This is a genomic window from Nonomuraea sp. NPDC059023, assembly GCF_042740095.1.
Classification (GTDB): Bacteria; Actinomycetota; Actinomycetes; order Streptosporangiales; family Streptosporangiaceae; genus Nonomuraea.
Window position 1 is genome coordinate 1 of sequence record NZ_JBHYIO010000054.1, and the last position, 19,943, is coordinate 19,943.

19 protein-coding genes and 1 tRNA gene are annotated in these 19,943 nt (G+C 70.0%); 8 read left to right on the forward strand and 12 right to left on the reverse strand.

What is annotated here, in order from left to right:
* Positions 1 to 1,300: 1,300 nt before the first annotated feature.
* The 4 genes from ACFWYW_RS52130 to ACFWYW_RS52145 all read right to left on the reverse strand — a co-directional run bounded on the left by ACFWYW_RS52130 (position 1,301) and on the right by ACFWYW_RS52145 (position 2,761).
* Entirely contained in the window at positions 1,301 to 1,612 is a 312-nt protein-coding gene (locus ACFWYW_RS52130) for a hypothetical protein (protein ID WP_379625687.1), read from the reverse strand.
* An 89-nt stretch (positions 1,613 to 1,701) separates the two neighbouring features.
* Positions 1,702 to 1,905 carry a hypothetical protein gene (locus ACFWYW_RS52135; RefSeq protein ID WP_379625685.1) on the reverse strand — a complete coding sequence of 68 codons (204 nt, stop codon included), beginning with the start codon at positions 1,903 to 1,905 and terminating at the stop codon, positions 1,702 to 1,704.
* A 63-nt stretch (positions 1,906 to 1,968) separates the two neighbouring features.
* Positions 1,969 to 2,178, reverse strand: a complete 210-nt coding sequence (locus ACFWYW_RS52140) for a hypothetical protein (RefSeq protein WP_379625683.1) — start codon at positions 2,176 to 2,178, stop codon at positions 1,969 to 1,971.
* Between the two features lie 64 nt (positions 2,179 to 2,242).
* On the reverse strand, positions 2,243 to 2,761 hold the full coding sequence (locus tag ACFWYW_RS52145; RefSeq protein ID WP_379625681.1) for an ATP-binding protein: 519 nt from the start codon (positions 2,759 to 2,761) through the stop codon (positions 2,243 to 2,245).
* Positions 2,762 to 3,005: 244 nt separating this feature from the next.
* Here ACFWYW_RS52145 and ACFWYW_RS52150 point away from each other — a divergent pair, with 244 nt between their 5' ends.
* From ACFWYW_RS52150 to xerC, 3 genes are all read left to right on the forward strand, one after another.
* The gene (locus ACFWYW_RS52150) at positions 3,006 to 3,836 is read left to right on the forward strand and encodes a helix-turn-helix domain-containing protein (RefSeq protein WP_379625679.1); all 831 of its coding nucleotides are present in this window, start codon (positions 3,006 to 3,008) and stop codon (positions 3,834 to 3,836) included.
* Positions 3,824 to 4,039 (forward strand): DUF397 domain-containing protein, encoded by a 216-nt coding sequence (locus ACFWYW_RS52155; RefSeq protein WP_379625676.1) that lies wholly within the window; start codon positions 3,824 to 3,826, stop codon positions 4,037 to 4,039. Before ACFWYW_RS52150 ends, ACFWYW_RS52155 begins: the two co-directional genes overlap by 13 nt.
* 1,413 nt (positions 4,040 to 5,452) lie before the next feature.
* Positions 5,453 to 7,051, forward strand: a complete 1,599-nt coding sequence (gene xerC, locus ACFWYW_RS52160; RefSeq protein ID WP_379625674.1) for a tyrosine recombinase XerC — start codon at positions 5,453 to 5,455, stop codon at positions 7,049 to 7,051.
* Between the two features lie 446 nt (positions 7,052 to 7,497).
* Here xerC and ACFWYW_RS52165 read toward each other — a convergent pair.
* Positions 7,498 to 7,571 (reverse strand) — tRNA-Ile (locus ACFWYW_RS52165).
* 129 nt (positions 7,572 to 7,700) lie between these two features.
* On the opposite strand from ACFWYW_RS52165, the gene ACFWYW_RS52170 reads away from it, so the two are divergent.
* A complete protein-coding gene (locus tag ACFWYW_RS52170) occupies positions 7,701 to 8,228 on the forward strand; it encodes a histidine phosphatase family protein (protein ID WP_379625672.1) in 528 nt (175 codons plus the stop codon).
* A gap of 54 nt (positions 8,229 to 8,282) precedes the next feature.
* Here the strand turns inward: ACFWYW_RS52170 and ACFWYW_RS52175 are convergent, their stop codons facing one another.
* The 6 genes from ACFWYW_RS52175 to ACFWYW_RS52200 all read right to left on the reverse strand — a co-directional run bounded on the left by ACFWYW_RS52175 (position 8,283) and on the right by ACFWYW_RS52200 (position 14,754).
* The gene (locus tag ACFWYW_RS52175) at positions 8,283 to 9,728 is read right to left on the reverse strand and encodes an alpha-lytic protease prodomain-containing protein (protein WP_379625669.1); all 1,446 of its coding nucleotides are present in this window, start codon (positions 9,726 to 9,728) and stop codon (positions 8,283 to 8,285) included.
* An 83-nt stretch (positions 9,729 to 9,811) separates the two neighbouring features.
* Positions 9,812 to 10,744, reverse strand: coding sequence for a LysR family transcriptional regulator (locus ACFWYW_RS52180; RefSeq protein ID WP_379625667.1), 933 nt, complete (start codon positions 10,742 to 10,744; stop codon positions 9,812 to 9,814).
* A 239-nt stretch (positions 10,745 to 10,983) separates the two neighbouring features.
* Entirely contained in the window at positions 10,984 to 11,658 is a 675-nt protein-coding gene (locus tag ACFWYW_RS52185; RefSeq protein WP_379625665.1) for a hypothetical protein, read from the reverse strand.
* Entirely contained in the window at positions 11,655 to 12,707 is a 1,053-nt protein-coding gene (locus ACFWYW_RS52190) for a VWA-like domain-containing protein (RefSeq protein ID WP_379625662.1), read from the reverse strand. Before ACFWYW_RS52190 ends, ACFWYW_RS52185 begins: the two co-directional genes overlap by 4 nt.
* Positions 12,704 to 13,768 (reverse strand): ATP-binding protein, encoded by a 1,065-nt coding sequence (locus ACFWYW_RS52195; RefSeq protein ID WP_379625660.1) that lies wholly within the window; start codon positions 13,766 to 13,768, stop codon positions 12,704 to 12,706. Before ACFWYW_RS52195 ends, ACFWYW_RS52190 begins: the two co-directional genes overlap by 4 nt.
* Before the next feature lie 68 nt (positions 13,769 to 13,836).
* The gene (locus tag ACFWYW_RS52200) at positions 13,837 to 14,754 is read right to left on the reverse strand and encodes an NADP-dependent oxidoreductase (RefSeq protein WP_379625658.1); all 918 of its coding nucleotides are present in this window, start codon (positions 14,752 to 14,754) and stop codon (positions 13,837 to 13,839) included.
* Between the two features lie 67 nt (positions 14,755 to 14,821).
* Between ACFWYW_RS52200 and ACFWYW_RS52205 the strand changes: the two genes are divergently transcribed.
* The 4 genes from ACFWYW_RS52205 (at position 14,822) to ACFWYW_RS52220 (ending at position 18,444) form a co-directional block, all read left to right on the forward strand.
* Entirely contained in the window at positions 14,822 to 15,232 is a 411-nt protein-coding gene (locus tag ACFWYW_RS52205; protein WP_379625656.1) for a winged helix-turn-helix transcriptional regulator, read from the forward strand.
* Positions 15,233 to 15,309: 77 nt separating this feature from the next.
* Positions 15,310 to 16,425 (forward strand): sugar ABC transporter substrate-binding protein, encoded by a 1,116-nt coding sequence (locus tag ACFWYW_RS52210; protein WP_379625654.1) that lies wholly within the window; start codon positions 15,310 to 15,312, stop codon positions 16,423 to 16,425.
* Position 16,426: 1 nt separating this feature from the next.
* Complete coding sequence (locus ACFWYW_RS52215; RefSeq protein ID WP_379625652.1) at positions 16,427 to 17,197, forward strand: ATP-binding cassette domain-containing protein; 771 nt, start codon at positions 16,427 to 16,429, stop codon at positions 17,195 to 17,197.
* Positions 17,194 to 18,444 (forward strand): sugar ABC transporter permease, encoded by a 1,251-nt coding sequence (locus ACFWYW_RS52220; RefSeq protein ID WP_379625650.1) that lies wholly within the window; start codon positions 17,194 to 17,196, stop codon positions 18,442 to 18,444. The genes ACFWYW_RS52215 and ACFWYW_RS52220 overlap by 4 nt, the downstream gene beginning before the upstream one ends.
* A gap of 9 nt (positions 18,445 to 18,453) precedes the next feature.
* On the opposite strand, the gene ACFWYW_RS52225 is transcribed toward ACFWYW_RS52220, so the two are convergent.
* Positions 18,454 to 19,896: a hypothetical protein gene (locus ACFWYW_RS52225; protein ID WP_379625648.1), complete on the reverse strand. Its 1,443-nt coding sequence runs from the start codon at positions 19,894 to 19,896 to the stop codon at positions 18,454 to 18,456.
* Between the last annotated feature and the right edge of the window lie 47 nt (positions 19,897 to 19,943).

Sequence of the window (19,943 nt, forward strand, 5' to 3'; positions counted from 1 at the left end):
GCGTGCGCTGACCCACCTCCCCTTTCCTCTTCTCTCCCTTTCCCCCGCAGCGGGAACGGAGAGGGCTTCCGGACGGGGATGAGCCGCCCACGAGGGAGAGTGACTCCCCGGGGGCCCGCGTGGTCCCGAAGCCCCGGGAGGTCCGGCAGCAGGACACGAGGGAGGTAGCGCCACCGCTGCCGGACGTTCAAGAGCCTGAGGGGGTGGCGGCTCCAGCGTTCGTGTGCGGGCCCCGGATCCCACACTCGTGTGACGCTGCTGGAGCCGCCCGCGATGGTCTGGTGCGTCAGCGGCTGCACCAAGGCCATCAGCGTTGGCCGACCGGGCTTCCAGGACGGTCAGCCAAGGGGTGTGGCTGCTCTCCGCAAAAGCGGGGCCCGAGCAGCCACCTCCCCTCCCCCCCCCCCCTTGGCGGGCACGGTTGCCTGCGCGCAACCGCCCGCCGGAGGGGTCCGGGTCCGGTAGCGGCACCCGCGATGATTGGGAGCGTGCCACTACCGGACGTTCTTTCAGTTCTCAAGAGTGGGCGGCCCCTTTCGCGCCTCGCGGCCTGTGCAGCCGTGCTCCGCACCCAGCGCAAATGGGAGGGCCGCCCACCGGTTGACCGGGCGGAAGGGGAACCGCCCGGTCGTTCCCGGAGGGTGGCTGACCGGACCTCCTCGGCTATCCGATCAGCCACCCCAGGGTGACCACGTCCGTGGTTGCCTGAGGCGCTCGCGGTCACCCGATTCTCGGGAGTGCGGCCGGGTGGGCCTGCGCGCCCGACCGACCGCATCACTCCCGAGAAGCCTTCAAATCTCGCGCGTCCCCTTATGGAGAAAGGGGGGCGGCCCCTCCCATCGCGGAGTCGGCGTGCGCGATGGTTTCCTCCCAGGTGAGGGACCGCCCCAGGCGGCGATCGACGCGAGCGGGGGACCCACGCGACACGCCACCCAGGCGGTGACCTGACCGGCAAGGACATCCGGCCAGCCACCACCGGTGACCACGCGCTGCACACCACGCGGCCACCCCGGACTCGAACAGGACACCGGCCACGGTCGCCCACCACCCGGTATCCCATCCGAGAAGCCACTACGAGTTGCCCTCACCCGCCCCGCCGCCCGGCCGGGATGCCACCGCCAGACACACCCAAATCGGAGGGAGCGCGGGTGAGGGCGCTGCCACCCACGGCCCCGCCCCACACGGACGGATCACGTCAGTGACAGGGCTTACGGCCGCCATTCCCCGGCCGCTGACGGCCACGACAGGCCGCGACACGGCGTCGACACCATCCGTGCCGGTCAGCGTGATCCCGTGCCGGTCAGGCGGTGTCCGGGGCCGCCACCGCCACCGACAACACCCGGCCCACACGATCGGCCGCCCGGTCCGGGTAGGCCACCTCAACGATCGGCTGCGCCCACGACCACCAGAACAACCACTCACCCTCCCGCGGCGAAGCCGAGACCACCTCGACCAGCGTGGTGGCCTCCGGATTGATCACCCGCAGACGCGGCAACCGCCCCGCATCGGTCAGCACCCGCGCGAGTAAGCCCCGCTCGTGCAGCACCCGTTGAAGGTCGGTCAGGTAGCGGGCGGCCTGCTCGGCTATCACCGAAGGAACGGGATCGGACATGGTCAACTCCGAGAACGGTCAGGAGAAGGGGGAAGGGATGGAGGGCCGCAGCGCGGTCGGCGGATGTACCGGGCGCGGGGATGACAGCTTCAGGCGGACGGCTGGTTCTGCTTGCGACGCCGCCACACCACGTAACCAGCCCACACCACCACCCCGACAACCCAGGCCACGATGAGACCGAGCACCATCAGAGCCACCGGCCGGACCACCCCAGCGGGAGCCACCACGGAGAAGACCGCGAAAGCGGCGGTGAAGGCCACCAGCAGCCCGTTGATCAGGTGACGACGGAACACGACGAACTCCAGTTCACGAAACGAAAGAGGGAAGGCGCGCAACCGGATGGGCTTGGGTGTGATTCAGGGGCCGAACAGCGAACGGCCGTGAAGCGCCTTGCGGCGCGACCGCCAGCGGCGCCCGAGCACGACCCCCGCGAACAGGCTCGGCCCGCCGATGAGCACCGCCACCGTCACCGGCATCGGGATGCTGCCGGGCGCGGCGGTGATCCAGCCGACGTGGGCGGCTGTTACCAGGGCCGGGGTAACCACGAGCAGGTGATGGCGACGCACGGTGCTTTTCCGCCCTTCTCGGTGGTTGGCTTGAGCGTGGAAGGTGGGAGACGAGGTCGGCCGGCTACACCGTGGCCGGGGCGAGGAACAGCTCTTCGATCTGGGCCGGGGTCGGCTCGACGTCGAGATGGCACCACACCACGCGCCCTCCGGATAACGGCAGCCGAAAGCTGCCCCACCGGTTACGCGACAGCGCCTGCACAATCGCCAGTCCCCGGCCCCGCTCCGCCTCCAAACTCGGCGCCTGCAGCGGGATAGCCGACGGCTTGGAGCAGGACGAGCCGGGATCGGTGACACCCAGCCGCAGGTAGTCGCTGCCCTGACACAGCTTGAGCGTGATCACGCCTTCTGGGTCATCAGCTGTTGTATCTGGGACGGAAGCCGTACCGCCGTTGGCGTCGGCGTACTTGACGGCGTTGGTCACCAGTTCCGAGGTAGCCAGTTGGGCGATCTCCGAGGCGGGATGCCCGATCCCTAGCCAGGCGTCGATCGCCTGACGGGCCAGATACGGCGCCCGCGCACTACACGCCAACTCAATCGCGCCGAGATTGTGAAGTTCAGAGGATGGGACGTGGAAGATCACCGCATTCGCCTCGCTAATCGTCGATCACCGCCCAAGCCGCTGCGTGAAAGCAATGATGGTGGTGTGGATAGAAGTTCATCCGATGGTGCGGTTGGCCGTGAACGTCAATCTGACCTGAAACGACGATCTCAGATAACCCCTGCGTGCGGGGTGTAAGGCCAAGCACTTCCCAGGCACGAACCAGGTGTGCTACTACACATGCCCCGTGCATTCTCGTGTGTCATGGAGACGGAGGCGTTTGGCCATGCCAAACATCGAGCAGGAGCCCGCGCTAATAGCACCCCGGGCAAAATTCGGCGTCCATCTCCGCGAATACCGCAAAATGGCAGGCATGCGGCAAAAGGCACTCGCCGCTGCGCTCGGCTGGTCGGTATCGAAGATCAGCATGGTCGAACGCGGCGAGCGCCCGGCCGACGAGGAATTCGCCCGCGCCGCCGACACCGCTCTGGGCGCGGGGGGTGGGTTGCTGGAGCGATGGCGCGAGACCGTGGAACACGCCGCCCATTGGCCGGTCTGGCTGGCCCAACTAGCCGAGATTGAACAGCAGGCGGACATCCTGTGTACCTGGCAGCCGCTTATCGTTCCGGGCCTGCTCCAGACCTCGGCCTACGCTCATGCCATCTTCAGCGGCAAGCCTTGCATCACCGACGAAGAAGTCGAGCAGAGCGTTGCTGCCCGCATGGAGCGCCAGCGCGTCCTGCATCGAGAAGGCAGCCCCACGCTATGGGCGATACTGGATGAGGGAGTCCTGACCAGACTGACAGGCGGCGAGGCGGTGATGGCCGAGCAGATGAGACAACTTCTCACATTGGACGAACACCCTCGCATCAACATCCGCGTGCTGCCACGAACTTCCTCGCTGACCACAGGCCTGCAGGGCGCCTTCATCTTGGCCGGCGGAACCGGGATGCCGGACATGGCATACCTGGAGTCGATCACAATGGGCCAGCTCACTGCCGACAGCGGACGAGTCCGAGAAGTCAGGTTGAAGTACGAGATGCTGCACGACGAGGCCCTGCCTCGAAAAGCCTCGATACAACTGATTAGGGAGATGGCGGAGAAATGGACGAACTGACCGAACAGCTTCTCAAGAGCGCCGATTGGCGCAAGGCCACCCGCTCAGGCGACAGCGGCGACTGCCTCGAAGTGGCCCCCCTGCCAGACGGCCGCGTCGGCTTGCGCGACTCCGAACGCCCAGACCAACCCGCCTACGTCGTCTCACCCTCCGTATGGGCCGCCTTCATCGACGGTGCCAAAAAGAACGAGTTCGACTTCTAGGCCCTGATACGACTGAAGCCACACATGCAGGGGTCCTCTGAACTCGACTGAGGACCCCCGCCCGTAATCGGCCGAGTTCACATTCACGCTGACCCGCCTAAACCAGCGCGCCCCGTTCACGCCTTTGCCAGCTCATGGACGCGCCTGCAATCAAACTGAGAGCAGACCTCCCTGCCCACCTTCCAGCCACACCCCGCCCACTACCCTTTAGTGATCCTGCCTTTACCCGGCGGGTTTGAGCGATCAGCAGCAGCCGAGTCGCAGCGAGGTGCACAGTCACAGAAGGGGCAAAAGGGTAAAAAGTGACAGGCTCAATCGGCTCCTACTTTGCCGCTGGTTGGTCGAGCCAGGAATCGCGCTAGAGCTAGAGCGCCCGCCCGTTCTTCCGCAAAGCCCTTCCCGTGAGCTTCTCTCGGGCCTGGCTTGACCTGAGGGGTCCTGGGGCCGCCCGCGCGCCCACCGTGGACCCGCCCGCATGCGCCGGACGCGTGCCGAAGAGCACTGTGCGGGCGCCGACTCGGCCATTTCCGGCCGCCAGAAGAAGATCGAGAATCGAGAAGCCCCAGGTCGGGCGCGGTTTCTGAGGGTGGGGTGCCCGGGGCTCGAGCTCGGAACCTGCGGATTAAGGTCCCCGGTTTGGTTCTCGTATGCCGGGGTGTGTCTGGCTGTGTCGCGGTGGGTTGGATAGTGATGCGCGAATCTATGGAAGTCGGGCATATGGGGAACTCGGGTGGGGTGATGGTTTGCCCTGGAATGTCTGGGTTTTGAGGTCGTGTGTGTGGTGGTTGCTCGGCTGACTCGGTGGTGTCTGTGCTTTCTGGGTTGACCGAGAGTTGGTTTGCCGCGTTGTCCTAACTCGGGTCTTCAGCTCGGTATTTAGATCAGTGAGGGGAGTTTTTCGCTGGCTGATCAAGGAGAGCCGTGGCCGGATCATTCCATGCTGGTGCCGCTGACTGTCTGAACGGCGTTCGTGCTGCTGCGTGCACAGCGCCAGGAGGCTGGGGTGCTGGGCGCTGTTGGTGTTCTTGCCGGCTGTGCCGGCTGAGGCGAGCATCGCCTCCTCATCTCGTCGGCATGTGTTTAGGGCGCGGGATTGTGACCAGCGGATATCGCTTGACACCGGGGATGGAGGTGGGCGTCGATACCGTCCGCCCCGGGTCGGGTGGTGCGCCTACGCGTTGCGCTGTGGGCCGCCTACGGCGGCGTGTGCCGGGGGTGTGGCCCGGTTGCGGGTGCTGGGGCGGTGACGCCCGTGGGGTGCCGCTGACGGTGTCCTTCGGGGCCGTCGGCGGGACCGATCACCCCCGCCGTGTGTTAGCCGGATCGCATCTGCCGGTGCGGCGATCAGCGTGCGGGGCGCTCGCCAGGGCGGCGACAGCAGACACCAGGAACGAGGAAAGGTCAGGCACCACGATGAACGGAACCATCTTCAAGACGTGTTCGTGCCGGGACGAGGCGACGGGCAAGAAGCTCGGCAAGGCCTGCCCCCGGTTGCGCCGAACCGGTGGGGGAGGAGAGCAGCGGAGTAGTAGCCATGGCCGGTGGGGCTATCAGTTGGAGTTGCCCGCTCATGCTGATGGGCGGCGGCGTAATCCGCTGCGCCGTCAGGGCTTCGCGACGCTGGTAGAGGTGGAGGCGGAGCTAGGGCAGGCTCGTGAGCTGCTGGCGTTGGATGAGGATCCGCACATCCGGCGCAGGGTGACGGAGTTGATGTTGTCGGTGCTGAAGGACACGCGGGCGCTGCCGGCGGTGGAGGAGGTGCGGCGTAAGGTCCGCACCCGACAAGACCTCAACCCGTCCGTCACGGTGGCGGCATGGATGGAGGAGTTCCTGCGCAGAAAGCGCAGGATCGACCCGACCACGCGCCGCTCGTATGAGGCGCACATCCGGCTCTACTTCATCCCCTACCTAGGCGAGATCCGGCTGGATCGGTTGCGGGTCTCCGACATCGCGGGGATGTTCGACGCGATCGAGGAGTTCAACGACGTCATCACCGCCGCCCGCGCCAGCAGCGACCCGATCCAGCGGGCGGAGGCGCGGCATCGGCGACCGGTCGGTCCGGCGACGATGCACCGCATCCGGGCCACGTTGCGGCACGCGTTGAACATCGCGATCAAGCAGGACCGGCTGATCGACTTCAACCCGGCCGCCGTGGTCGAACTGCCCGACGCCGCATCCCCGAAGGCGCTGGTATGGACCGACGAACGCGTCACCGACTGGAACCGCGGGTTGCAGCGGCGGCTCACGGCCGAGCAGGTGCGGCGCGGCGGCGCGCTCAGCCGGGCGGTGATGCTCAACATTTACGCCTCCACACCGCGTCCGTCTCCGGTGATGGTGTGGACGCCCTCGCACACCTATACCTTCCTCGCCCACGCCACCACACACCGGTTGTACGCGCTGTACCGCCTGATCGCGCTGCGGGGGTTGCGCCGGGGTGAAGCGGCAGGGCTGCGCTGGCGGGACGTCGACCTGAACGCCGGAACGGTGGGTGTGCACTGGCAGATCACCCAGCTCGGCTGGCAACCGGTCCAGGGCAAGCCCAAGACCGAGGCCAGCGACCGCACCATCGCGCTCGATGACGACACTGTCACGGCGCTGCGTGCTCATCGCAAGGCCCAAGCAGCCGAGCGCCTGGCCGCGGGGGAGGCGTGGGTGGACAGCGGATTCGTCTTCACCGACGAGATCGGCAGGCCGTTGCACCCGCAGCAGGTCAGCGACCAGTTCTACCTGCTGGCCTTCCACGTGGGGCTGCCGCCGGTGCGCCTGCACGATCTACGGCACGGGGCGGCAACCCTGATGCTGGCCGCCGGGGTCGATGTGAAGATCGTGCAGGAAACCCTCGGGCACGTCTCCTCCACCTTCACGCGTGACACCTACATCAGCGTCTACCCCGAGCTGGCCAAGACCGCCGCCGAATCCACCGCCGCCCTCGTCAACACCGCAGCACGAAACGGCCAGCGGGCGCGGTTGATCACCCTGCCAAGCAAGACCGGCGACACCATCTCCAGCTGAGCCATCCAGCAGGGGAAGCGGGCCCGCCGCACCTTGGGCGGGCCTGCTTCCACGTACGGCCGGCAACCGGAGCTACAAAGCAGATGCAGGCGCCGGCCAGACTCGCAGGCCGCTTTCCTCGGGGTGGTTGCTACCAGGGCCCGGTACCTTCAGGTACGGGCAAACGTCTTGCCGGACACGAAGTGCCGCGGCCCCGGCACGGGCGGCTTGGCGGATGCATGACCAAGCGGCAGGTCAATCATGACCGCCACACCTTCAACGGGCGTTCCGGCAGGGCGCTCGCGTGGTCGTCTTTGGGGTCTGAGATGACATTGGCGGTCTAGATGATCTACCGGGTGACGCGGTCCGTACACGCGAGCAATCGACGAGCGACCAATCATGATCAACATCGAGGTTCGAGGGGGCTGAACTTCGAGAAACCCCACGTCGAACGCGGTATGGGAGAGTAGGGCGGGTGGGACTTGAACCCACGACCCACGGATTATGAGTCCGATGCTCTGACCGGCTGAGCTACCGCCCCTGGATGGAGTTGTACGGCGGCGCCAGCAGCACCGCCTGGGACATCATTCCATGCCCCGCAGCCTAGATGGAGTCCAAGGCGATCACATTCGTGGCTTTCTCGGCGCTCGGCAGAGGTAGTTTCGGACTTATGGCGGTCAAGCTGATCTATGAGACGCATGCCATCACCGTGGACAACGAGACAGGGATCGCCACGGGCTGGCTGCCGGGGGAGTTGTCTGCGCGGGGGCGGGAGCTGGCGGTGGAGCTGGGGGTTCGGCGGGCGGGCGTCGATGTGGTGTACAGCTCTGACCTGCGGCGGGCCGTACAGACTGCGGAGGTTGCCTTTGGGGGTGGGCGGGAGATTTTGCGGGATGCTCGGTTGCGGGAATGTGACTACGGGATCTACAACGGGCGGCCGGTGGATGAGCTGGCGCGGCTCAGGCGGCGGCACATCGACGTGCCCTGGCCGGGTGGGCAGAGTTATCGGCAGGTCGTCGCGGAGACGGCCGCGTTTCTTGAAGAGGTGATGGAGCGCTGGCAGGGGCGGACGGTGCTGGTCATCGCGCATTCGGCCAATCGGTGGGCGTTGCAGAACCTGCTGCACGGGGTGCCGCTGGAGGAACTGGTGGATGCGCCGTTCGACTGGCGGCCGGGGTGGGAGTACTCGCTCGCCTGAGCCTTACGACCTGCGCTTATCGTGGCGCGGGCGAGCGAGTACTCGTATGGGGGACTATGGGCGGTTGAGGCCCATGGTGTACGCGCCGGAGCCGCTGTAGGCGTGGACGCGGTAGCGGTAGTAGCCGGCGGTGCCGTTGTAGCTCACGCTCTCATCGGGGTTGGCGCTGTCGCCGCGGGCCACGATGGACCAGGACGATCCGCTCCACTTCTCCAGGTACAGGTCGAAGTCGACGCCGTCGGGGCCGTCCAGGCAGCCGGCGTGGGTGCCGGAGACCGTGGACTGGTAGTAGGTGCCGTTCGGCTGGATCTGGTTCTGGTTCGAGGTGAGGGAGCCGGTGTACTTCTCCCGGTAGTTGGCGCAGCCGGTGGGCGGGTTCGGGTCGCCGCCTGCCGTGACCAGGGTCAGGCCGCCTACCGACAGCAGTTCGGCCAGGGGCTGGAAGTACGTGGTGCCGCCGCTGCTGCAGTTGCCGGAGCCGCCGGAGGTCATGCCCTGGGCCTGGTCGCCGGAGATGAAGGCGCCGCCGGAGTCGCCGCCCTCGGCGCAGACGTTCGTGCGGGTCAGCTGGTAGACGGTGCCCTCGGGGTAGTTGACGGTGGAGTTGAGTGCCTGGACGGTGCCGCAGTGCCATTGCGTGGTGGAGCCGGAGCGGCACACCGAGCCGCCGGGTTGCGTGACGGCGGAGCCGCGTACCGGGAGGATTCCGGCGCTGTAGCCGTTGACGACGCCGGGGGCGGTCCACTGGGAGTTCGTCTCCACCCACGCGTAGTCGTCGCTGGGGAAGGACGAGATGCGGAAGACGCCCTGGTCGACCCGGTTGTAGCCCTGGGTGGCGTCACCGACGTCGCCGCAGTGGCCGGCGGTGGTGAAGCCGAGGGTGGTGCCGCGGCGGGCTGCGAAGCCGACGGAGCAGCGGTAGCCCTTCGACGGGATGTAGTAGGCGTCGCCGCCGCGGATGTCGTAGAACGGCTTGGGCCGTTCGGCCGAGAGTTCTACGCGTACGGCGGCCGCGTCCACGCCGCTGGCGGTGATCCAGTCGCGGGCCTCCTGCTCGGAGGCGGCCTGGACCAGGACCGAGTTGTCGCGTGGCGACACTGCCCACGCGTGGACGGAGGCCGGTGGCCTGGCGCGGTCGAGGCCGTCCTTGACCGCGGTGAGCTGGGCCAGCGTCCTCGGAACCACCTTGACCTGGGCTCCGGCCGAGGTGATGGTCCTGGAGTCGGCCGCGTCGACGGTGGCCACGACGAGCGCGGCCTGCGGCCCCTCGTGCCAGGCGCCGGCGTAGCGCTCACCGAGCCGTTTCTGTAAGGACGGCATGGTACGGCTCGCGCGCGCCTCGCCGGCCAGGCGGTCGAGAGCCTGTTCCCTGGTGATGCCGAGGTCGCGCTGGAGGGCGCTGATCATGCCGTCGGACGGGGGTTTGGCGACGGCGGGCGTGGTCGTGACGACCAGGGCCCCGATCGCGATCGCGACCAGAGCCGGGGTGCGACGAAGCATGGTGTCTCCTCGCTGCTGGGGGTGCCGTCACGGTAGACGGGGCCCCAGGGAGCGAGGAGTATCAGCTTGCTCATATCACCGGGTTATGGCGCGGTACCGAAACCCGGATTTCTCACCAGCCAATCCTGGTAGACGGGGCTGCGCCGTACCGCGTCGGCGTGGGCGGCCTTGGCCTGGGCGAGGACCCACGCGGGGTCGGGGGCGGTGGGATGGCGGCCGAGGAGTTGCCGCCAGCGCAGGGGCGCGCCGGTCAGCGGCACCTTCACCAGGCCCGCGGCGGGCTGGTGGGTGGCCTGGCAGAGCACGACGGCGCGGCCGACCTGGGCGAGGTGCGCGCAGGTCGAGACGTCGGTCTCGTAGATGGTGCCGGGGGTGAAGCCGGCGCGGGCGCACGCCATGGCGAAGCAGTCGGCGAAGCAGCCGTCGCCGGGCGTGACCGACCACTGCTCGTCGGCCAGGTCGCCCAGTTCGAGCTCCTTCTCCTCCGACAGCCGGTGGCCGGCGCCGAGCAGGACGAAGACGGGATCGACGCTGATCGTCTCCCATTCGAGCGAACCGGTGGGCGCGCCGCTGTCACCGCAGGCGCCGATCAGCACGTAGTCGAGGCGGCCGAGGTCGGCCATGGTGGTCAGTTCGTGTTCCGACCAGGAGGTGTGGGTGGTGACGGGGCGCTCGGCGGCGAGGCGGTCGACGAGCCCGCCGAGGACGGGGCCGTTGGTGGCGCCGATGCGGTAGCGCACGGAGGGGGTGCTGGCGAATCGCAGGGCTTCATCCTGAAGTTCTTTGGCGGCGGGGAGCAGGACGCGGGCGCGTTCGAGTACCAGTTCGCCGAGGAGTGTTGGCCTGGCGCCGCGCCTGTCACGTTCGAACAGGGAGCCTCCGAGCACCCTTTCGATCCGTTTGAGCTGGGCGGTTAACGCGGGCTGCGCCAGGCCGAGCAGGTTCGCGGCCTTGCTCACACTGCCCGCGTCGGCGACGGCGCGGACGATTCTGAGGTGCCTGAGCTCGAGGTCCATAACGGGAAGGTAAGACGGCCTTTCTTGGGTCGCAATGGGGATAAGTCAGGAAATATGACAGATATTGTTGAGGCCTCCTAGGTTAGCCGGTTAAGCACGACTATACGGGGAGGATTTGCACATATGTGGGCATGACGTGCGGACCCGGTCCGACGTCGGCATTCATGTCCGCGTCACTTGCCATCGCCCCCGAAACTGGCGGCCACACCGCCGCTGACCAGAGCGGTGGTCTAGATGAGTCAGGGCCGCTGAAGAGCGCGCAGGACGGCCGCCTGCTCGGCGGTGACCCCCGCCGCCCGCTGGGCCGCCGCCTCCCGCGGCCCGAGCCCGGCGGCGCACCAGGCCGCCACCTCCTCCAGGGGCACCGCGCCCCACCAGCCGGCCAGCACCTCCATGGGCGGTCGTCCCAGACGTGCGGCTTCGGGCGCGGTGAACCCCATCGCCCGGAACACCTCCGCCTGCGCGGGCGGGATCCGGCGCTCGGCCCAGTCGCGGGCCGCGCCGCCGTCCCACCCGGCGTCGGTGTAGGCGCGCGCCACGTCCACCGGGACTCCCGCCCGGAGCAGGGTACGCAACGCCGCCGCCTGCCCGGGTTCGAGATCGCTCAGCCGTATCCCCGGAAACAGCCGGGCCATCAGCGGCACCCGGTGCGGGGGTTCGCCGGCCAGGTGGCGGGCGGCGGCCTCCCGGGGCTTCACCCCGTGCTCGTGCCAGCGCACCGCGTCCCCGGGCGTCAGCCCGCCGCGCTGCCAGGAGATGACGCTGGAGGGGGTGGCGCCGGTGGTGCGCCAGAGCCGCGCGTCGTCCGGATCCTCCACCCCGGCCTCCCGCCAGGCCGCCGCCTCCACCTCCGCGAACCCGGCCCGACGCCATCGGCGCGTCTCGCCCTGCGTGAACCCCTTCCAGGCGCTCACGACTCCACCCGCACGACGTGCGCCCACGCGGGGACCTCGACCGGATCGGGAGGGGTGATCAGGCAGATGACGACCGGGTGGCGGGGGCGGGAGACGGGCCAGGGGGTGTCTCCGTCGGTCAGGACGACGGTCAGGCCGGGGCGGACGGCTCCGGCCGCCTTCAGGCCTTCCCGCAGGTCGGTGCCGCCACCGCCGGTCAGGGTGACCTCGCTCGCCCGCCGTACCCGCTGAGGGGGGTGGGCGGCGGCGTCGCAGCAGATCACGTCCACCTGCGCGCCCGCCCGCAGCACGCCGTCCACCTCGGCCAGCACCCGGCGCAGTGCCTCCTCCCGGACGCTGCCGGAGGTGTCCACCACGACGGCCACGCGCGGGACGGGCTGGACCAGGGACGGCAGCACCACGGACGGGACGGATCGGCGTGACGGGCGGGCGTAGCTGTAGTCGACGCGGCCGGTGGCTCGGGCGAGGCCGTGGCGGACGAGGGTGGCCAGGAGGGCGCGCCAGTCCACTGCCGGGCGGAGCACCTGCTCTGCCCATCGCCGCCAGCCGCCGGGCGCCGTGCCGCGGTGGGCGTCGATGCCGGCGGCGACCGCGCGTACCAGCAGGGAGCGTTCGACGTCGGTCATGACGGCGGGGCCGGTGTACGGCGGCGCCGAGCACGCGACCAGCTCGGGCGGGACGTCGATCAGGTCGACCAGCTCCAGGTACCGCTCGGCGAGCAGCCCGGCGGGCAGGCCCAGGGTGTCGGGGGAGACGGCGGGAAAGGGCGGCGGCGGGAGGTCGTCGTTGACCTCGGCGTCGGAGGCCAGCGGCCAGGCCTCGCCGCGGGCACGGGCGGGATGGTCGCGCAGGAGGTGGCCCACGTGGTGGATCAGCCACCACCCGGCCTCCTCGGCGGGAAGGTCGCCGGAGAGGTGGACGTTCCAGTTGGGGTCCACGCTCAGGCCGGGCGGGCCGTCAGGGTGCTCGATGGGACGCAGGGCGAACAGGGCGGAGGCCAGGTACGGCGCCCGGGTGACGGCCCACAGGCGGGCGGCGGCGATGCTCATGGCATCAGGCCGGCGGCGCGCAGGATCGGGGCCAGCTCCAGCATCGCGGGCGGCAGCGGGGTGCCTTCCGGGCGGCGGGCGGCCAGCGAGCGGGCGGCCCCCGCGGCCACGTCCGGGGTACGGCGGGCCACCCGGGCGACCAGGTTCCAGGCACGTTGCCAGGAGTCGCCGCCACCGTCGGCGCGCACGTGGGCGACGACCGAGCCGAGTACCGCGTGCAGCCGGTCCACCCGGTCGGGCAGGGGCGCCGCCGGGTCGGACAGCAGGGTCTCGGGGTCGGGAAGGTCGAGGTCGCGTACCCACGACAGCAGTTCGAACCCGGCCGCCTCGCCCACCGCGCCCACCACCAGCTCGGCCCGCACCCGTTCCGCCCACTCGCCCGGCCGGGAGAAGGTGCAGGCGAGGGCGGTCGCGGCCAGTTCCCACGTGCGAGGGCTGGGCCACGCCCGCCCGCTCTCCTCCGGCACCGCGAGCACCAGCGACGGCCGCACCCGCAGAAACGCCCCCACCAGCGCTCGGGCCGCACCCACTTCCGCCGCGGTGGGCGCCCCGGCCCCCGCGAGATCCGGTACGGCGAAGCCCCCCATGAACCCGTCGGCCACCGAGGCCGCACTGATCGACCAGTCCAGATGAACCAGCCGGTTGGCCAAAGGAGCCGACAGATCCCACCCGTCGGCCGCCAGCGCCGGCGGATTGGCCGCGGCCACGATCCGCACCCCCTCGGGCAGCGCGAGATCCCCGACCACCCGTTCCAGTACGACCCGCAACATGGCCGCCTGTACGGCGGGCGGCGCCGTGGTCAGCTCGTCCAGGAACAGGATGCCGTGCCCGGCGGCGGCGAGTCGTTCGGCCCAGCGGGGCGGCGCGAACCAGGTGCCGCCGTCCCGTACGACGGGCAGCCCGGCGAAGTCGCTCGGCTCCCGGACCGACCCCACGACGACCTCGACGGGCAGCCCCAGCTGCTCGCCGAGGGCGAGCACCGACGAGGTCTTCCCGGTGCCGGGGGCGCCCCACAGGATCACGGGCAGGTTCGCGCTCACGGCCATGGCCAGCGCATGCATGCGGACTCCTCTCGCGTCAACCTTCATTGACGAGTCTAGGTCAACGTAGATTGACGCGAGGGCGGATGTCAAACCTCCAGGACGATCTTGCCGACGAAGTCCGAGCCCTGCGCCAGCTCGTGCGCCTTGGCCGCCTCCTCCAGCGGGAAGGTGCGGTCCACGTGCACGTTCAGCACCTTGGCGAGCTCGGCCAGCGCCGCGTGGTCCGGCTCCACCTGGAAGCGCCGCCACCGCACGCCCCGGGCCGCGTACCGGGCGCCGTCCTCGTCGGAGATGTCGGCCGCGCCGAGGTAGGCGCCGCCCTCCTTCACCAGCGGCAGCGAGCGCCGCGGGTAGTCGCCGCCGACGATGTCGAAGACCATGTCCACCGGCTCGACCGCCTGGGCGAAGTCCACGGCGCGGTAGTCGATCACCTCGTCGGCGCCCATGCGCCGGACGAAGTCGTGCTTGCCGGCGCTGGCCGTGCCGATCACGTACGCCCCGCGCCGCTTGGCCAGCTGGACCACCAGGTGGCCGACCCCGCCGGCCGCCCCGTGCACGAGCAGCCGCCCGCCGGGCCGTACGTCCCAGGAGTCCTCGAAGCCCTGCCAGGCGGTCAGGCCGGACATCGGCAGCGCCGCCGCCTCCACGTGGCTCAGGCCCGGCGGCTTGCGGGCGAACTGGCGGGGCCTGGCCACCACGTACTCGGAGTAGGCGCCGGCCGGGTTCGGGAACAGGATCATGCCGAAGACCTCGTCACCCGGCACGAACCTGCCCTGGTAGGCCCCGGACGCCTCCACCACGCCGGAGACGTCGAAGCCCGGGACCAGCGGCGGCGTCATCCAGTGCGGCGGGTACGGCCCGCGCCGCAACTTCCAGTCGGGCGGGTTGACCCCGGCGGCGTGCACCTTGACCAGCACTTCGTTCGCCTCGGGGACGGGCCGGTCGACGTCGGCGAGCTCCAGGACCTCGGGCCCGCCGAAGGAGCGGTAAACGATCGTTCTCATGGCTGCCATCGTGGCCGCGGGCGGTATCACTTGTGAAGAAGGCACCCTTTTGATATCCAGGTTCCTGATGGATACCACCTTTCCCGACCTCCGCGGGTACGGCGGCGCCGACGCGTTCCTGCGGGCCTGCAAGCCCCGCGCAATCCTCGACATGCTGACCGGCAAGTGGTCCACGCTGGTCATGGGCGCGCTCCTGGACGGCCCGCGCCGCTTCAACGAACTGCGGCGCATCCTCGACGGCATCACCCAGAAGATGCTCAGCCAGACCCTGCGCGCCCTCGAACGCGACGGCCTCGTCCGGCGCACCGTCTACCCGACGATCCCGCCGCGCGTCGACTACGAGCTGACCGAACTGGGCCGCAGCGCCGGCGGCCTGCTCGCGGCCATCGCGGAGTGGTCGGCCGAGCACGCCGACGAGGTCTTCGCCGCCCGCCGCGCCTACGACGAACGCGCCGCGGAGCCCGTCCAGCCCATCTGATCAAGACCCCGGCATCACCCGGGCAAGGATTGGCAAGCCGGCGCGCGCCGCTCTTCCGCCTGGGTACGGCTCGCCGTGTGAAAGCACAGGTTATCGGCGGTCTCCTGGCCGTCCTGGCGTTGGCGGCCTGCGGTACGGCGGGCCAGTCGGGCGGTGGCAGCACCGGCGGCCCCGCGCCGGGCGGCCCGAGCGCGATCGGCACCGTGGAACAGGGCTTCAAGATCGGCCTGCTGCTTCCCGAGTCGAAGACCGCCAGGTACGAGAAGTTCGACCGGCCGTACATCACCGCGGGCATCAAGGCCCTGTGCCCCAAGTGCGAGGTCGTCTACAACAACGCCAACCAGGACCCGAACCTGCAACAGCAGCAGGTCGACACCATGCTGACCAACGGCGTGAAGGTGCTGATCCTGGACGCCGTGGACGCCAAGGCCATCGCGGGCGCGGTCAAGAAGGCGACCGACCAGGGCGCCAAGGTGATCGCCTACGACCGGCTGGCCGGCGGGCCCGTCGACGCGTACACCTCCTTCGACAACATCCAGGTCGGCAAGATGCAGGGCCAGGCCCTGCTGGACGCCGTCAAGGCGGGCGGCGACCCCAAGCGCGGCCCGATCGTCATGATCAACGGCTCGCCCACCGACCCGAACGCCGGTGACTTCAAGAAGGGCGCCCACTCGGTGCTCGACGGCCAGGTGACCATCGGCAAGGAGTACGACACCCCCGACTGGAGCCCCGACCAGGCCAACACCGAGGCCAACGGCGCCTTCACCGCCCTCGGCGCGCAGAACGTCATCGGCGTCTACGCCGCCAACGACGGCATGGCCGGCGGCATCGCCAAGGCCATGCAGAACTCGGGCGTCAAGCCGGGCACCCCGCTGACCGGCCAGGACGCCGAACTCGCCGGCATCCAGCGCATCCTGCTCGGCACCCAGACCATGACGATCTACAAGCCGATCAAGCCGGAGGCGCGCAACGCCGCCGAGATGGCCATCGCGCTCGGCACCGGCGAGGACGTCAAGGGCACCGCCACCGTCAACAACGGCACGAACGACGCGATCCCCGCCCAGATCATCCCGCCGATCGTCGTCATCAAGCAGAACATCGACGACACCGTCGTCAAGGACGGGTTCTGGACCGTGAAGGAGATCTGCACCCCGCAGGTCCAGGCCGCCTGCAAGGCCGCCGGGCTGGAATGACGTGGCACCGGTCCTGGCCCTGGAGGGGGTCTCCAAGCGCTTCGGCGCCGTGCAGGCGCTGACGGAGGTCTCGCTGGAGGTCAACGCCGGCGAGGTCCTCGCGCTCGTCGGCGACAACGGCGCGGGCAAGTCCACGATGATCAAGGTCATCGCCGGCGTCGGCCCGGCCGACGAGGGGGAGATCCGCTGGCAGGGCCGCCCGGTCACCATCCACAGTCCGGGCGAGGCGCAGTCGCTCGGCATCGCCACCGTCTACCAGGACCTCGCGCTCTGCGACAACCTCGACGTCGTCGGCAACCTGTTCCTCGGCAACGAGATCCGGCGCTTCGGCGTGCTCGACGAGGTCGCCATGGAGAAGCGCTCGCGCGACCTGCTCAACACGCTGTCCATCAAGATCCCGAGCGTGCGGATCCCGGTCGCCTCGCTGTCCGGCGGCCAGCGCCAGACCGTGGCGATCTCCCGCTCGCTGCTCGGCGAGCCCAAGGTGGTCCTGCTGGACGAGCCCACCGCCGCCCTCGGCGTCGAGCAGACCGCGCAGGTACTCGACCTCGTCGAACGGCTGCGCGCCCAAGGACACGGCGTGATCCTGATCAGCCACAACATGGTCGACGTCAAGGCGGTCGCCGACCGAATCGCCGTCCTGCGGCTGGGCCGGAACAACGGCGTCTTCGACGCGCGGAGCACCACGCAGGAGGAGATCATCGCCGCGATCACCGGCGCCACGGACAACGCGGTCTCCCGCCGCCGGGCCCGTTCCGAGGAGGGCGAATGACGCAGGAGAAGCCGGCGGGCCCCGCGGCCGAGGCGCAGGTGGACCCCCGGCTGCTGGTGCGCGAGAAGGGTTTCGCCGGCTACCTCGGCGAGTTCAGGCGCCGGATCAAGGGCGGCGAGCTCGGCCCGCTCCCCGTGATCGTCGGGCTGGTCGTCATCTGGCTCGTCTTCCAGACGCTCAACGACCGCTTCCTGTCGCCGCAGAACCTGTCCAACCTCAGCGTCGACATCGTCGCCACCGGCCTGATCTCGGTCGGCATCGTCTTCGTGCTGCTCCTGGGCGAGATCGACCTGTCGGCGGGCGCGGTCAGCGGCGCCTGCGCGGCCGTGCTGGCCGTGCTCAGCGTCGGCCAGGGCTGGGACCCGCTGCCGTCGATGATCGTCGCGGTCGCGGTCGGCGCCGCGATGGGCCTGTTCCACGGCTTCTTCTTCGCCAAGATAGGCGTGCCCTCCTTCGTGGTCACGCTGGCCGGCATGCTCGCCTGGACCGGCTTCCAGCTCTGGGTACTCGGCCCGAACGGCACCATCAACCTGCCCGACGGCCTGATCTCCAGCCTCACCGACACCTACTTCGCCTACGTCATCGCCGCCTACGGCCTGGCCGCCGCCGCGACCGCCGGATTCCTGCTCGTCTCGCTCGTGGGCAACGCCCGCCGCCGCGCCGCCGGCGTCCCCTCCCGCACGGTCGGCGACATCGTCTTCCGTACGGCGGTGCTGGCCGTCGTGGCGTTCGGCGTGGCCTACGTCCTCAACCTCTACCGCGGCCTCCCGCTCGCCCTGCTGATCTTCCTGGCCGTCGTGATCGTCACCGACTTCGTCCAGCGGCGCACCAAGTACGGCCGCAGCATCTTCGCGGTCGGCGGCAACATCGAGGCCGCCCGGCGGGCCGGCATCAACGTGGCCTTCATCCGCATGTCCGTCTTCGCCATCTCCGGCGCCTTCGCCGCGCTGGGCGGCATCTTCGCCGCCTCCCGCATCTCCAGCGCCAGCCAGGCCACGGGGCAGAGCAACGTGCTCATGATGGCCATCGCCGCGGCCGTCATCGGCGGCACCTCCCTGTTCGGCGGCCGGGGCAGCGCCTACTCGGCGTTGCTCGGCATGCTGGTCATCCAGTCGATCGCCTCGGGCATGGCGCTGCAGGGGGTGAGCAACGCGATCCAGTTCATCGTGACCGGAGCGGTGCTGCTGGCCGCCGTGGTCATCGACTCGGTCAGCCGCCGCAGCCAGAAGGCCAGCGGCCGCGCCTGACCACCGCGCTCACGGCCGGGTCAGGGCGCGGGCGGCCGCGGCGGCGATGGTCGTCACCAGGGCCCACCCGGCCACGATCACCACCAGGCTGACCGCCTTGGCCAGGCCCAGCGGGTTCCAGACGCCGTCGTGGCCCAGGTTGGCGAGCGGGATCAGCAGGTCGAGGGTGTAGAGGAACGGGTCCCAGGCCGGATGCTCACCGGCCTTGATCGGGCACAGGGACGGGCAGCTGACCGTGGCGAAGTAGACCGTCCCCGCCGCCAGGATCGCCACGAACGCCACGACGGCCCGCCAGGGCTGGTAGCCGTACCCGAGCACGAGGTCCTGCAGCGCGCCCCACGCCCGCGCGAGACCACCCCGCGCCCGCGCGGTACGGCGCAGCTTCTCCCGCAGCACGCGCCCCGCCTCCCGGTGCAAACCGGCGGCGCGGTAGGCGGCGGCGAGCTGCTCGTAGGGCTGCGGCGTGCTCGGCGCCGCCCCGCGTTCCAGCCAGGCCAGGCGCTCGTCGGCGCACTCCGGCGACAGGGGGCCGAGCCGCTGGTAGGCGAAGCCGTCCAGGTCGGTCTCGTGGCCGGCGCCGGGCTGGTCGGCGTACGCGGTGATGCGGGCGTTGCGCAGCGAGACGCGGCCGGAGCTGCCGGGCGCGGGGGTGACGACGGCGGTGGCCACCTCCGCGTCCGCGAGGTCGATCATGGTGGGGTCGGACGAGGGGCGGATGAGGACGGCGTCGAGGTCGAGTTCCCCGGTGATCCGGGCGGCGCGCAGGCTGAGCGGGCCGCCGATCTCGGCCGTGGCGAGGCAGGCGTAGCCGATGACGGCGCCCCTGGCCCACACGCCGTCGCCGATCCTGGCGCCGTGCAGGTCGAGGCCGCCGAGCTGGGCGCCCACTAGGTCGAGCTCGCCGCCGATCGTGAGGCCGGGTCCGTCGTCGTCGTGGCGCGGGGAGGCGCGGCCGTTGAGCCAGCCGCCGGTGACGGCGAGGTTGGCGTTGAGGAACCCGGCGACGCGGGTGCGGTCCAGGTCGATGTCGATGTCGACCCGCGCGCCCTGGATCCAGAGGTTCCCGTCGAGCACCGCGTCGCGCATCATGAACGTCCGGGCCCTGAGCAGCTCCGCCGACAGTTCCGGGAGGTGGGAGTCGTTGAGGCAGATCGCGCCCGCGGTCGCCGTGGTCAGGTTCACGCCGTGCTCGAACGTGCAGCCCACCAGGGCCAGCGCGGGCTCGATGACGGCGCCCTCCAGGTCGAGGCGGCCCTGGATCTCGGCGCCGGTGAGCTTCAGCGCGGCGACCCTGCCGGGCAGCGCGTCCGGGCCGTGCAGGAGGAGTTCGGCGACGACGTCCGCGCGGACCTTGCGCTCGGCCTCGTCCAGGGCGCCGAGGTCGAGTTCGGCGCCCTGGCGGAAGGAGTGCCAGAGGCGGGTCTCGGCGGGGTTCCAGTCCGTTGGGGGCACGAGTCACTTTCTACTCGCGCCCGACCGAAAAGCCCAGGGGAGATGAC